Annotated in this window: 14 protein-coding genes; 6 read left to right on the top strand and 8 right to left on the bottom strand. The window is 61.0% G+C overall.

All coding sequences use genetic code 11. The annotated features are described in order from the left end of the window. Nucleotides 1-20: 20 nt before the first annotated feature. The 6 genes from flgJ to BLU52_RS05860 all read right to left on the bottom strand — a co-directional run bounded on the left by flgJ (nt 21) and on the right by BLU52_RS05860 (nt 6,787). Nucleotides 21-1,340: a flagellar assembly peptidoglycan hydrolase FlgJ gene (flgJ, locus tag BLU52_RS05890; protein ID WP_090282326.1), complete on the bottom strand. Its 1,320-nt coding sequence runs from the start codon at nt 1,338-1,340 to the stop codon at nt 21-23. An 11-nt stretch (nt 1,341-1,351) separates the two neighbouring features. Beyond that, nucleotides 1,352-2,440 (bottom strand): flagellar basal body P-ring protein FlgI, encoded by a 1,089-nt coding sequence (locus tag BLU52_RS05885; RefSeq protein ID WP_167359923.1) that lies wholly within the window; start codon nt 2,438-2,440, stop codon nt 1,352-1,354. 27 nt (nt 2,441-2,467) lie between these two features. After that, on the bottom strand, nt 2,468-3,163 hold the full coding sequence (flgH, locus tag BLU52_RS05880) for a flagellar basal body L-ring protein FlgH (RefSeq protein WP_042558188.1): 696 nt from the start codon (nt 3,161-3,163) through the stop codon (nt 2,468-2,470). Between the two features lie 51 nt (nt 3,164-3,214). Further along, nucleotides 3,215-4,000: a flagellar basal-body rod protein FlgG gene (gene flgG / locus BLU52_RS05875; RefSeq protein WP_090282324.1), complete on the bottom strand. Its 786-nt coding sequence runs from the start codon at nt 3,998-4,000 to the stop codon at nt 3,215-3,217. Between the two features lie 45 nt (nt 4,001-4,045). Continuing rightward, the gene (locus tag BLU52_RS05870) at nt 4,046-4,786 is read right to left on the bottom strand and encodes a flagellar basal body rod protein FlgF (protein WP_090282323.1); all 741 of its coding nucleotides are present in this window, start codon (nt 4,784-4,786) and stop codon (nt 4,046-4,048) included. A gap of 435 nt (nt 4,787-5,221) precedes the next feature. Further along, entirely contained in the window at nt 5,222-6,787 is a 1,566-nt protein-coding gene (locus tag BLU52_RS05860; protein ID WP_090282321.1) for a sigma-54-dependent transcriptional regulator, read from the bottom strand. A gap of 394 nt (nt 6,788-7,181) precedes the next feature. Here BLU52_RS05860 and phhA point away from each other — a divergent pair, with 394 nt between their 5' ends. The 6 genes from phhA (at nt 7,182) to BLU52_RS05835 (ending at nt 11,588) form a co-directional block, all read left to right on the top strand. After that, a complete protein-coding gene (gene phhA, locus BLU52_RS05855) occupies nt 7,182-7,973 on the top strand; it encodes a phenylalanine 4-monooxygenase (RefSeq protein ID WP_090282320.1) in 792 nt (263 codons plus the stop codon). Between the two features lie 116 nt (nt 7,974-8,089). After that, nucleotides 8,090-8,446, top strand: coding sequence for a 4a-hydroxytetrahydrobiopterin dehydratase (locus BLU52_RS05850; RefSeq protein ID WP_016771115.1), 357 nt, complete (start codon nt 8,090-8,092; stop codon nt 8,444-8,446). Beyond that, complete coding sequence (locus tag BLU52_RS05845; RefSeq protein ID WP_090282319.1) at nt 8,446-9,639, top strand: amino acid aminotransferase; 1,194 nt, start codon at nt 8,446-8,448, stop codon at nt 9,637-9,639. The genes BLU52_RS05850 and BLU52_RS05845 overlap by 1 nt, the downstream gene beginning before the upstream one ends. A gap of 261 nt (nt 9,640-9,900) precedes the next feature. After that, nucleotides 9,901-10,032, top strand: coding sequence for a hypothetical protein (locus BLU52_RS27090; protein ID WP_258450101.1), 132 nt, complete (start codon nt 9,901-9,903; stop codon nt 10,030-10,032). A 70-nt stretch (nt 10,033-10,102) separates the two neighbouring features. Next, nucleotides 10,103-10,285, top strand: a complete 183-nt coding sequence (locus BLU52_RS05840) for a hypothetical protein (protein WP_090288445.1) — start codon at nt 10,103-10,105, stop codon at nt 10,283-10,285. 103 nt (nt 10,286-10,388) lie between these two features. Continuing rightward, nucleotides 10,389-11,588: an MFS transporter gene (locus tag BLU52_RS05835; protein WP_090282318.1), complete on the top strand. Its 1,200-nt coding sequence runs from the start codon at nt 10,389-10,391 to the stop codon at nt 11,586-11,588. Here BLU52_RS05835 and arfB read toward each other — a convergent pair. Next, the gene (gene arfB / locus BLU52_RS05830; RefSeq protein ID WP_090282317.1) at nt 11,585-11,998 is read right to left on the bottom strand and encodes an alternative ribosome rescue aminoacyl-tRNA hydrolase ArfB; all 414 of its coding nucleotides are present in this window, start codon (nt 11,996-11,998) and stop codon (nt 11,585-11,587) included. The genes BLU52_RS05835 and arfB overlap by 4 nt on opposite strands. A gap of 243 nt (nt 11,999-12,241) precedes the next feature. Further along, nucleotides 12,242-13,654: an amino acid permease gene (locus tag BLU52_RS05825; RefSeq protein ID WP_090282316.1), complete on the bottom strand. Its 1,413-nt coding sequence runs from the start codon at nt 13,652-13,654 to the stop codon at nt 12,242-12,244. Nucleotides 13,655-13,819: the final 165 nt, after the last annotated feature.

The raw sequence follows: 13,819 nt of genomic DNA, 5'->3' as shown, positions 1-13,819 counted from the left end.
AGACCTTATTACCTGGTGCCTTATAAAGGCGTGGTGGAGACACCCGCCGCAGCGTAGTTTTCGAAACTGTTCATCTGCTTGGCAATTTGCGAAATCTTGTTGGCGTAGTTCGGGTCGGTGGCGTAACCGGCCTTCTGCAACTCGCGTACAAACTGTTCTGGGTTATCGGCCGACTTCAGCACTTCTTGATAGCGATTGTTGCTCTGCAGCAACGTCACCAGATCGTGGAAGCTGTCCTTGTACGAGGCGTAGGAACGGAATTCGGCCGTCTCCTTGACCATCGCACCGTTGCGGAATTCGCTGGTGATCGCCCGGGCCGAATCGCCCTTCCAGTTGCTGCTGGCCTTGATGCCGAACAGGTTGTGGCTGCTGCTGCCGTCCTGGGCACGCATGACCGACTTGCCCCAACCGGTTTCCAGCGCCGCCTGGGCCACCAGATAACGTGGGTCGACGCCGATGCGGTCGGCGGCTTCCTTGGCCATCGGCAACATGGTGTTGACGAATTCGTCGGCAGAGCTGAAAGCTTTTTTTGCCGGCGCCAGCGGAATCTGCGCCATGGCGCGACCGTAGACCTGCATCTGCCCGCCAGCGGCGGCTTTCTGTTCTTCGGCGCGGGCCAGCCAGTCGCCGTTGTACAGCGGACCGGAACCACCGATCGCCGGGGTCGCGGCACGTTGTGGCAAGGCGTTGCTCGCCACCGCTGCGGTAGCGGCAGCAGCAGTTGCAGGCGCAGACGGCACCAACCCGGCGAGCAAACGATCAGCCAGTTTCGGCGGCAACGCCAGACGACGCTGATTGATCAATTGCATGTCGTTGCGGCGGGAGATATCGGTGTTCGGCGCATTCACCGAACGCGACGCCCACAACGGCCGTTCGCCATTGAGTCGCGACAACGGGCCGTTTGTGGCAACGGTGCCGGCGGCAATCGGCGTCGGCACCGCGGCCGCCTTGGCCAGCGCTTCCTGTTGCTTGGCGGCGGACGCCGCCGCCGCTTCGCCCGGGGCCATCGGTTTGTTCTTCGACATCTGCCGGATCAGCACGTCAGCCAGGCCAATACCACCGCCCTCGCGGGACATGGAAACCGCCAGTTGCTGGTCGTACATTTCCTGATACTGCTTGGCAGCCGGCGTGTTCAGCGGGTTGTCCTGGCCGAGCGCGTCGGTGGCCGAGCGCATCGACTTGAGCATCTCGCCAAGGAACAGCGATTCGAATTCCTGCGCAACCTTGCGCATGTTTTCGTCGCTGTTCTTGTCGCCGACCTTGAGCTGGTTCAGACGATTGAGGTCGGAGTACGAGCCCGAATCGCTGCTGCTGACCAGACCGCTTTTGCGCATATCCATGGTGGTCGGCCTCAGATCACGATCAGGTCGGCTTGCAACGCACCGGCCTGCTTCAGGGCTTCGAGGATGGCCATCAAGTCACCCGGTGCCGCGCCGACCTGGTTCACCGCGCGCACGATCTCGTCGAGGGTGGTGCCAGGGCCGAACTTGAACATCGGCTTGGCTTCCTGCTCGGCATTCACCCGCGAACGCGGGACCACTGCAGTCTGGCCGTTGGACAACGGGCCCGGCTGACTGACGATCGGGTCCTCGGTGATGGTCACGGTGAGGCTGCCATGGGTCACGGCGGCCGGCGAGACTTTCACGTTCTGGCCGATGACGATGGTGCCGGTGCGCGAGTTGATGATGACTTTCGCCACCGCCTGACCCGGATCGACTTCGAGGTTTTCCAGGATCGACAGGTAATCAACGCGCTGGCTCGGATCGAGCGGCGCGGTGACACGGATCGAGCCGCCGTCGATGGCTTGCGCAACGCCAGGGCCGAGCATGTCGTTGATCTTGTCGACGATGCGCTTGGCGGTGGTGAAGTCGGAGCGATTGAGGTTCAGCGTCAGGCTGTTGCCCTGGTTGAAACCGCTCGGCACCGACCGCTCCACCGACGCACCCCCAGGGATACGACCGGCCGACGGAACGTTGACGGTGATTTTCGAACCGTCGCGACCTTCGGCATCGAAACCGCCGACCACCAGGTTGCCCTGAGCGATCGCATAGACGTTGCCGTCGATGCCCTTGAGCGGCGTCAGCAGCAAGGTGCCGCCACGCAGGCTCTTGGAGTTACCGATCGAGGAAACGGTGATGTCGACCTGCTGACCCGGCTTGGCGAACGCCGGCAGATCGGCACTCACCGACACCGCCGCGACGTTTTTCAACTGCACGTTGCCCGATCCCGGCGGCACCTTGATGCCGAACTGCGAGAGCATGTTGTTGAAAGTCTGCAGGGTGAACGGGGTTTGCGTCGTCTGGTCACCGGTGCCGTTAAGCCCGACCACCAGGCCGTAACCGATCAACTGGTTGGAACGCACGCCGGAAATGCTGGCGATGTCTTTCAGCCGCTCGGCGTGGGCGTTGAAGGCCGCCGACATCAACAACGCAGCGACCATAAGGCTTTTCAGATTCAACGTAGCCACCTAGAAAGGGAACAGCGGGCTGAGGAAGAAACGGTCGAACCAGCCTGGCTGACTCGTATCGGCAAACGCACCGGTACCCGAGTAGGTGATGCGTGCATCGGCGACGCGGGTCGACGACACGGTGTTGTCGGTGGCGATGTCGTCGGCGCGGACCATGCCGGCGATGCGCACCAGTTCGTCACCGGTGTTCAGGGTCAGCCACTTCTCGCCACGCACGGCGATGATGCCGTTGGGCAACACATCGGCCACGGTCACGGTGATCGAACCGGTCAGGCTGTTGCTCTGTCCGGACTTGGCGTCACCCTTGGTCGAACGGTCGGCGCTGTAGCCGGCATTCAGGCTCAGGTCGCCGCCACCGATCGGGTTGTTGGTGGTCAGGCTGGAGCCGAACAGCGAGGTCAGACCGATGCTGTTGTCGCTGTTCTTGTCCATCTGCGAGTTGGCATTCTTGCTCGCCTGGGTGCGCTCGTTCAGGGTGATGGTGATGATGTCACCGACCCGGAACGCCTTGCGGTCGCTGTACAGGTTCTGCTCGAAACCGGCCTGATAGATCGAGCCGTTGTTGGCGGCAGCCGGCAACGGTGTGCGCGGCAACACCGGGGCGTAATACGGGTCATTGGGCTTGGGCGTCGGAGCGACGCAGCCCGCGAGCGAGACGACCCCACTCAATGCCAGAACAGATACAAAGCGATTCATGACCCTACCTCACGGTGTTGCTGGCGACCTCAGGCCGCCCCATAGACTTGATTACAGATTCTGCGTTACGAACGAGAGCATCTGGTCGGCGGTGGAGATCACCTTGGAGTTCATCTCGTAGGCGCGCTGAGTGGTGATCATGTTGACCATCTCTTCAACGGTGCTGACGTTTGAGGTTTCCAGGGTGTTCTGCAGCGTGGTACCGAAACCGTTCAGGCCCGGAGTACCGACTTGCGGTGCGCCGGAAGCGGCGGTTTCCAGGAACAGGTTGTTGCCTACCGCTTGCAGACCGGCCGGGTTGATGAAGTCGGCGGTTTGCAGGTTGCCGATCACCTGGGCAGCCGGGTTGCCGGCGATGGTCACCGAGACGGTGCCGTCACGGCCAACGGTGAAGGTTTGCGCATCGTTCGGAATGACGATTGCCGGCTCCAGCGCGAAACCGCTGGCGTTGACGATCTGGCCATTGGAATCGAGGTGGAAGGTACCGTCACGGGTGTACGAGGTGGTGCCGTCCGGTTGCAGGATCTGGAAGAAACCGCGACCGTCGATGGCCATGTCCAGCGGCTGCTCGGTGGTTTGCAGGCTGCCGGCGGTGAAGTTTTTCTGGGTGCCGACAATGCGCACACCGGTACCCACTTGCAGACCCGACGGCAGTTCGCTGTCCTGGGTCGACTGGGCGCCAGGCTGACGCTTGATCTGATAGAGCAGGTCCTGGAACTCGGCGCGATCACGTTTGAAACCCGTGGTCGAAACGTTCGCCAGGTTGTTGGAAATGGTGGTCAGGTTGGTGTCCTGGGCGGACAGACCGGTTTTGGCAACCCATAGAGCCGGAAGCATTCGATTCTCCTCGTGCGCCTGTTTTACGGCGCGACGTTCTGATAATTAGCTGATCTGCAAGACCCGAGCCATGGCCTGGTCGTCGTCTTTGGCGGTGTTCATCATCTTGACGTGCAACTCGAACTGCTTGGCCAGGGCCAGCACCGAGGTCATCTCTTCAACGGCGTTGACGTTGCTCGACTCAAGGAAACCCGAGACCAGTTTGACGTTGGCATCGGCCGGCGCCGGTTGGCCGTCCCTGGTGTAAATCGAGCCGTCGAGGCCTTTGTTCATGTTCTTGATGTCGGGGTTGACCAGTTTGATCCGGTCGACTTCGGCCATGACCCGTGGGCCCTCGCCCATCGCGCGAATGCTGATGGTGCCGTCTTCGCCGACTTCGATCTGCTGCTCGGGCGGTACGGCGATCGGACCACCATTGCCCATCACCGGCATACCGTTGCCGGCACGCAGCACGCCGAGGGCATCGACGTTGAGGCTGCCGGTGCGCACGTAGCTTTCGCCGCCGTTGGGATTCTGCACGGCGATCCAGCCATTGCCGCTCACGGCGACGTCGAGGTCACGGCCGGTCTGCACCAGCGAGCCCGGGGTGAAGTCGGTGGCAGGCCGTTCGCTCATGGCAAACGCACGCGCCGGAAAGCTGTCACCGAACACCGGCATCGAACGCGCCTGTTCCAGGTCGCGCTGAAAACCGTTGGTGGAGATGTTCGCCAGGTTGTTGGCATGCGCCCGCTGCGCCAGTGCGTTCTGGCTGGCGCCGGTCATTGCCACATAAAGGTACTTGTCCACACTCTTTCCTCTGCATGCCGGACGTTTGCCGCCCACCGCTGTACTGCTGAGCCATAAGCAATTAGCAGACCAACTTTTTATTGGCGGCCCGAGGCCCGGTAAACAAAGGGTTTCAAGGATTCAGAGGGGAAATTTGAAATGTATCGAAGACGAAAAACCGGCGGTGTCCTGCCGGTGAGTGGCAACCTTTGGCATCAGCCAACGGCGGCCACCCCCATCGCGAGCAGGCTCACTCCTACAGTTGACCGCGTTCCTTCAGATGAAACCCGGTTTCTGTAGGAGTGAGCCTGCTCGCGATGAAGCCATCACAGCCAACGCAACTTCTGGCTTGATCGTTCCCACGCTCTGCGTGGGAATGCAGCCCGGGACGCTCCGCGTCCCAACAGCGGACGCAGAGCGTCCATCGAGGCATTCCCACGCGGAGCGTGGGAACGATCACGTGCTGCCCGACTCTTTGCCCACTTCATACTCACGCAACTTGTTGGCAATCGTGGTGTGCGAAACCCCCAGGCGCTTGCCCAGTTGCCGACTGCTCGGGTGCTCGGAGTACAGACGCTCCAGCACGGCTTTTTCAAAGCGCCCGACGATCTCGTCGAGATTTCCATCGAGGGAAAAATCGCCAAGCGGCTGACGCACGCCGTAATCCGGCAGGCGAATATGTTCCGCCTTGACCTTACCGCCGTCACACAGCGACACCGCCTGAAACAGCACATTCTCCAGTTGCCGTACGTTGCCCGGCCAATGGTAATGGCTGAGTCGATCCATCGCTGCCGGCGCCAGTTTCGGCAGCGTGCAGCCGATCTGCCGGCTGGCCTGATCGAGGAAATGTTCGACCAGCGGAGTCAGGCCATCGAGGCATTCACGCAGCGGCGGGATGTGCAGCGACAGCACGTTCAAGCGGTGATAGAGGTCCTGACGAAACTCGCCGCGCGCGCACAGCTCGGACAAGTCCACCTGCGTCGCACAGATCACCCGCACATCCAGATAAACCTCCTCGTCGCTGCCGACGCGACGGAAGCAGCCATCCTGCAAAAAGCGCAGCAGTTTGACCTGCAAACGCGGGCTCATTTCGCCGACGCCGTCAAGAAACAGCGTGCCGCCGGCGGTCAGCTCGAGCAGGCCGAGTTTGCCTTCGGCGCGCGCGCCTTCGAACGCCCCAGGGCCGTAGCCGAACAGCTCGGTCTCGGCCATTGACTCAGGCAGCCCGGCGCAATTGAGCGCCATCAACGGTGACTGCCCGCGCGGACTGGCAAGGTGGCAGGCGCGCGCGAGCAATTCCTTGCCGGTGCCGGTTTCGCCTTCTATTAATAGTGGTGCGTCGAGAGGTGCCATGCGCCGCGCTTCACGGACCACCGCCGCCATGACTTTCGAGCTCTGAAAGATGCTGTCGAAGCCGCGCAGCTCCTGCTTGCGTACGTTATAGATGCGCTCACCGACGCGGTCAGCGCGATGCAGCGTCAGCACTGCACCGGCCATGGCCTCGCTGTCGTCGTGCTCCGATTGCAGCGGCGCGATGTCGGCCAGAAAGACGTCGCCCTTGACCTTGACGCGCATGCCGTTGATTCGCGACTTGTTGGCGCGCACCAGTTCCGGCAAATCGAAATCCTCGGCGTAACGCGACAGCGGAATGCCCGGCACTTCATCGACGCGCACGCCGAGCAACTGCGCCGCCGCGCGGTTGGCCGCGACGATCGAACCGCCCATGTCGATCGACAACACCGGAAACTCCAGCGCCCCGAGCAACGCGTTCAACTCCATGTGCCGGCGCTCGCTGGGCATCAGCCCGACCCGCTTGACGCCAAACACCCCGCCAATCGCTTCGAACTTCGGGCGCAGGGCCTGGAACTGGATGTTGATCAGGTTCGGGCAGTGCAGATAGATCGCATTGCCGTGCTCACCACCGACCTCACCGCGCGCGACGTTGATGCCGTAAGCCACGAGCAGGTTGAGAATGTCGCGCAGGATGCCGATGCGGTTCTGGCAGTGGACTTTGATGCGCATATTAAGAGGCCCGACAAAATTGGGATTGAACCCGATCCCCTGTGGGAGCCAGCCTGCTGGCGATAGCGGTGGGTCAGTCAACATTCATGTCGACGGGGGTATTGCTATCGCCAGCAGGCTGGCTCCCACAGGGTATGGCGGTGCGCCCCGAATCCATTTTTCTGTCGAGGCACACAGATTATTGTCAAGATTATGTGACAGCATAGGCTCTTTTCAAACCCGCCAATCGCCGCAAATGCGACTTATCCGGCAAACCGTAACGATTACTTTACGAAAACCAGAGAAAATTCCTACGCCCAGGTGATTCAACCTGCTGCACATCCACACGCTCTCGGGTAATCCTCTGTCCATCGCTGGACATAACAAAAACGAATTCCCCTAGCAGGAGAGCAGCATGAAGCAGACGCAATACGTGGCTCGCGAGCCCGATGCGCAAGGTTTTATCGACTACCCCGCCGAAGAACATGCGGTGTGGAACACGCTGATCACTCGCCAACTGAAAGTGATCGAAGGGCGTGCCTGTCAGGAATACCTGGACGGGATCGAAAAACTCGGTCTGCCCCACGACCGCATCCCGCAGCTCGGCGAGATCAACAAGGTGCTTGGCGAAACCACCGGCTGGCAGGTTGCGCGCGTGCCGGCGCTGATTCCCTTCCAGACGTTTTTTGAATTACTCGCCAGCAAACAGTTTCCCGTCGCCACGTTTATCCGTACCCGCGAAGAACTGGATTACCTGCAAGAGCCGGACATTTTCCACGAGATCTTTGGGCACTGTCCGCTGTTGACCAACCCCTACTTCGCTGAATTCACCCATACCTACGGCAAGCTCGGCCTGCAAGCGAGCAAGGAAGAACGCGTGTATCTGGCGCGCCTGTACTGGATGACCATCGAGTTCGGTCTGGTCGATACGCCGCAAGGCAAGCGCATCTACGGTGGCGGCATTCTGTCCTCGCCCAAAGAGACCGTTTACTGCCTGTCAGACGAGCCTGAGCATCAAGCTTTCGATCCGCTCGAAGCGATGCGCACGCCGTACCGTATCGACATCCTGCAGCCGTTGTATTTCGTCCTGCCCAACCTCAAGCGTCTGTTCGACGTCGCTCACGAAGACATCATGGCCATGGTGCGCCAGGGCATGCAGCTGGGCTTGCACGCGCCCAAATTTCCGCCGAAACCCAAAGCCGCCTGAACCGCGACTTTTGCTGACAATTGCGCCTGTCCGTCGCCGCCACTTTGGTTTAGCGTGACGGTACCGACGGGCGCACACCCTTGAATAAAAAACACACTCGATTTCAGGAACCGACCATGTCCACTTTGAACCAAGCCCACTGCGAAGCCTGCCGCGCCGATGCGCCACAAGTCAGCGATGAAGAACTGCCGATCCTGATCAAGCAGATCCCTGACTGGAACATCGAAGTCCGCGACGGCATCATGCAGTTGGAGAAAGTCTTCCTGTTCAAGAACTTCAAGCACGCGCTGGCGTTCACCAACGCCGTCGGCGAAATCTCCGAAGCCGAAGGTCACCACCCGGGCCTGCTGACCGAGTGGGGCAAAGTCACCGTGACCTGGTGGAGCCACTCGATCAAAGGCCTGCACCGCAACGACTTCATCATGGCCGCGCGCACTGACGAAGTGGCCAAGACCGCAGAAGGACGCAAGTAATGCACTTCGACGCCATCGGCCGGGTGCCCGGCGACCCGATCCTCGGCTTGATGGAGGCTTACGCGCAGGACAGTAATCCGCGCAAGTTCGACCTCGGCGTTGGCGTCTACAAGGACGCCCAGGGCCTGACGCCGATTCCCGAGGCGGTGAAAATTGCCGAAGCGCGGCTGGTGGAAAGTCAGGACACCAAGACCTACATCGGCGGCCACGGCAATCCGCTGTTTGGCAAGGTCATCAATGAGCTGGTGCTTGGCGCCGACTCGAAGCTGATTGCCGAACAACGTGCCGGCGCCACCCAGACGCCGGGCGGCACTGGCGCCTTGCGCCTGGCGGCCGACTTCATCGCCCAGTGCCTGCCGGGCAAAGGCGTGTGGCTGAGCAACCCGACCTGGCCGATCCACGAAACCATTTTTGCTACGGCCGGGGTCAAGGTCAGTCACTACCCGTATGTGGGCAGCGACAACCGCCTCGACGTCGAAGCGATGCTCGCCGTGCTCAAGGACGCGCCAAAGGGGGATGTGGTGCTGCTGCATGCCTGCTGCCACAACCCGACCGGTTTCGACCTCAGCCATGACGACTGGCAGCGCGTGCTCGAGGTCGTGCGCAGCCGTGATCTGCTGCCGCTGATCGACTTCGCTTATCAAGGCTTTGGCGATGGTCTGGAGCAGGACGCGTGGTCGACGCGGTTGTTCGCGGCACAGGTGCCCGAGTTGTTGATCACCAGCTCCTGCTCGAAGAACTTCGGTTTGTACCGCGACCGCACCGGGGCGCTGATCGTCTGCGCGAAAAGCCCTGACAAGCTGATCGACATTCGCAGCCAACTGGCCAATATCGCCCGCAACCTGTGGTCGACACCGCCGGATCATGGTGCTGCGGTGGTGGCAACCATTCTTGCCGATCCGGAGCTGAAAGCCCGTTGGGCCGATGAGGTGGAAGCCATGCGCCTGCGCATCGCGCAACTGCGCAGCGGCCTGGTCGAAGCGCTGGAACCGCACGGTTTGCGCGAACGCTTTGCGCATATTGGCGTGCAGCGCGGGATGTTCTCCTACACCGGTTTGTCGCCGGAGCAGGTCAAGCATCTGCGCGAGCGGCACAGCGTGTACATGGTCAGTTCCGGCCGGGCCAACGTCGCCGGCATCGACGCCACCCGCCTCGCCTTGCTTGCCGACGCCATCGCTGACGCCTGCAAATAACCCAAACACCGCAATTCCCCTGTGGGAGCGAGCCTGCTCGCGATGGCGGTGTGTCAGTCAGCTTCAATGTTGATTGATACACCGCTATCGCGAGCAGGCTCACTCCTACATTTTTTTGCGTTGACCTCTCGCCCCTGCGGCCATCTGTCGCATTAATTTGAATTAAAAGTCTGATTGTCATTTTTCCTGCTGTATCCTGCGCAGGCTTTGTAAAAGCGCGGAGCACCTGATCTATCAACAGACTTAGCGAGGAGCGCAACCATGCACGAGATTCCTAATCTCCCCTTCCCAAGCCTGCACGTACCTGAGCAGACGACCCCGCAACACGCCGGCGCCGAAAAGCCCGAGCCGCAAGAAGCCGCTGACAGCCGCAAAGCCGACAGCGAAGCGTAAGACCCGCCGTACAGACCGTGTGGAAAGCGCTAACATGCGCTTTCCACACTGCCTGAAACCCGAGCCTGCCATGACCGACGAATTCTCCGAAAGCCAAGCCGCCGTCCTGATCGGTGCCACCGAGAAAATGATCGACATCTGGAACCGCCTCTCTCCCGAGAAACAGGCCGCCCTGCTCGAGCGATTCGGCAGCGAAGAAAACGCCCTCGCCGCCTTGGTCACCACACAACTGGTTGCTCCAGCCCAGTCCTGAACGCGCCGCCCGGCAAATAGTTTTACTTTTCCCAGCCTCTGATCGGTTCACGCCGGTATCATGAGCAGCCTATCTAATCTGCTGCTCCCGTGGATCGTTACCCATGTCGTCCTCTATACCCGAGCCCCAGCGCCCACTGGCGGTTACGCTGCAAGTCGTTTCCATCGTCCTTTTCACCTTCATCGGTTACCTGAATATCGGCATTCCGCTGGCGGTGTTGCCCGGTTACGTGCACAGCGACCTCGGTTTTGGCGCGGTGATCGCCGGGCTGGTGATCAGCGTGCAATACCTCGCCACCCTGCTCAGCCGCCCCTACGCCGGCAAGATCATCGACAACCAGGGCAGCAAACGCGCGGTGATGATCGGTCTGGCCGGCTGTGGCTTGAGCGGTGTGTTCATGCTGCTTTCGGCGTGGACGCCAGGCCTCCCGTTGTTCAGTCTGATCAGCCTGTTGATCGGCCGTCTGGTATTGGGCAGCGCCGAGAGTCTGGTCGGCTCCGGCTCGATTGGCTGGGGCATCGGCCGCGTCGGTGCGGCCAACACGGCCAAGGTGATTTCCTGGAACGGCATCGCCAGTTACGGCGCGCTGGCGATCGGTGCGCCGTTCGGCGTCTGGCTGGTGGGCCGGTTGGGCCTGTGGAGCATGGGCGTCAGCATCATCCTGCTGGCCCTGCTCGGCCTGGCGCTGGCATGGCCGAAGACCGCCGCGCCGATTGTTGCCGGTGAGCGCCTGCCGTTCATCCATGTGCTGGGCAAAGTCTTCCCCCATGGCTGCGGCCTGGCGCTGGGCTCGATCGGTTTCGGCACCATCGCCACGTTCATTACCCTGTATTACGCGACGCAACATTGGGACAACGCAGTGCTGTGCCTGAGCCTGTTCGGCGCCAGCTTCATTGGTGCGCGGCTGCTGTTCGGCAACCTGATCAACCGCCTCGGCGGCTTCCGCGTGGCGATTGCCTGCCTGTCGGTGGAAACTCTCGGGTTGCTGTTGCTATGGATCGCACCGGATGCGCATTGGGCCTTGGCCGGGGCGGCGTTGAGCGGTTTTGGCTTTTCGCTGGTGTTCCCGGCGCTGGGCGTCGAGGCGGTGAATCTGGTGCCGGCGTCGAGCCGCGGCGCGGCGGTCGGCGCTTACTCGCTGTTCATCGATTTGTCGCTGGGCATCACCGGGCCGTTGGCCGGGGCGATTGCCGCGGGATTCGGTTTCGCTTCGATCTTTCTGTTCGCTGCGCTTGCCGCGTTGAGCGGGCTCGGCTTGAGCGTCTATCTGTACAAGCACACCGCGAAGTACCGTGAGGACTAGAAATCGACCTTGCCGCGCCCGGCCTTGATGTCGCCGCGCTTGGATTTGGATTCGAGCCGGCGCTTCTTTGAACCGAGGGTCGGCTTGGTCGGGCGGCGTTTCTTTTCCACTTTGGTCGCGCTGAGGATCAGCTCGACCAGCCGTTCCAGCGCGTCGGCGCGGTTGGCTTCCTGGGTGCGGTATTGCTGCGCCTTGATGATCAACACGCCGTCGCTGGTGATGCGACTGTCACGCAGCGTCAGCAGCCGTTCCTTGTAGAACTCGGGCAGCGATGAGTTGGGAATGTCGAAGCGCAGGTGCACGGCGCTCGACACCTTGTTGACGTTCTGCCCACCGGCGCCCTGCGCGCGGATGGCCGTCAGCTCGATTTCAGCATCGGGCAGATGCACGTTGTTGGAAATCACCAGCATGGAAAAGCGTCCGTATTCAGAGGGTGCAGGATAACCCGAAACAGCACTTCAGCCTGTTGGAGATCAAAACTGTGGGAGCTAGCCTGCTAGCGATAGCGGAGTGTCAGCCACCAACGAAATAACTGAACTGACGCCATCGCTAGCAGGCTAGCTCCCACAGGGTTCGGTGCAGGGCCAATTATCTCCGCTTCAGAAACAACAAACCCGGCACTCTGGCCGGGTTTGTCGTTACTGCTCATGCGGTTACTTGGCGATCACCGGGACCGCCTGCTGCGCACTGCGCTTGTTCTTGATCAGGTAGCAGACCCACATGAACACCACCCACACCGGAATCGCGTACACCGAGATCTGAATGCCGGGGATCAGCAGCATCACCCCTAGGATGAACACCACGAACGCCAGGCAGACGAAGTTGCCGTACGGGTACCACAGCGCCTTGAACAGCGGCGTCTGCCGGGTCTGGTTCATGTGCTGGCGGAACTTGAAGTGCGAGAAGCTGATCATCGCCCAGTTGATCACCAGCGTCGCAACCACCAGCGACATCAACAGTTCCAGCGCATGTTGCGGGATCAAATAGTTGAGCAGCACGGCAACCAGCGTCACTGCCGCCGACGCGAGGATCGAACGCACCGGCACGCCGCGTTTGTCGATCTTCGCCAGGCCTTTCGGCGCATCGCCCTGCTCGGCCATGCCCAGCAGCATGCGGCTGTTGCAGTAGGTGCCACTGTTGTACACCGACAGCGCCGCCGTCAACACGACGAAGTTGAGGATGTGCGCAGCGGTATTGCTGCCGAGCATGGAGAACACCTGCACGAACGGGCTGCCGCTGTACGAATCACCCGAAGCGTTGAGGGTTTCCAGCAGGCTGTCCCACGGCGTCAGCGACAACAGGATCACCAGCGCGCCGATGTAGAAAATCAGGATGCGGTAGATCACCTGATTGATTGCTTTCGGGATCACGGTTTTTGGCTTGTCAGCTTCGGCTGCGGTGAAACCGAGCATTTCCAGACCGCCGAAGGAGAACATGATGATCGCCATGGCCATCACCAGACCGCTGACGCCATTGGGGAAAAACCCGCCGTGAGACCACAGGTTAGTGACCGAAGCCTGAGGGCCGCCGTTGCCGCTGACCAGCAAGTAGCTGCCCAGGGCAATCATGCCGACGATTGCCACGACCTTGATGATCGCGAACCAGAACTCGGCTTCACCGAAGACTTTGACGTTGGCCAGGTTGATCGCGTTGATCAGCACGAAGAACGCCGCCGCCGAGACCCAGGTCGGGATGTCCGGCGCCCAGTAGTGAATGTACTTGCCGACCGCGGTCAGCTCGGACATGCCCACCAGGATGTACAGAATCCAGCAGTTCCAGCCCGACAGGAAACCGGCGAAGCCGCCCCAGTATTTGTGCGCAAAATGGCTGAAGGAACCGGCCACCGGCTCTTCAACGATCATCTCGCCCAGTTGGCGCATGATCATGAAGGCGATGAAGCCGCAGATGGCGTAGCCGAGGATCATCGACGGGCCGGCGGATTTCAGTACCCCGGCCGAGCCGAGGAACAATCCGGTACCGATCGCGCCACCGAGGGCGATCAGTTGAATGTGGCGATTTTTCAGGCCGCGTTTCAGCTCGCCTGACTGCGAGGGTTGTCCACTCATGAAAAAGGTCTCACGCAAGGTTTGATGGTGTGCAGTAGACGTTGCTGCAAGGTTGCGATTTCAGGCAGCCCCGATCAAACCCCAGCGCAGGCACCAGGAGTTCAGCTTGTTTACAACGGTCATGCGTCACCTGCTTGTTTTTATCTGTGACGAAATCGAACCCGG

It is taken from the genome of Pseudomonas granadensis, from assembly GCF_900105485.1.
GTDB classification, from domain to species: domain Bacteria; phylum Pseudomonadota; class Gammaproteobacteria; order Pseudomonadales; family Pseudomonadaceae; genus Aquipseudomonas; species Aquipseudomonas granadensis.
This window is presented reverse-complemented; position numbering and strand designations above follow the sequence as displayed.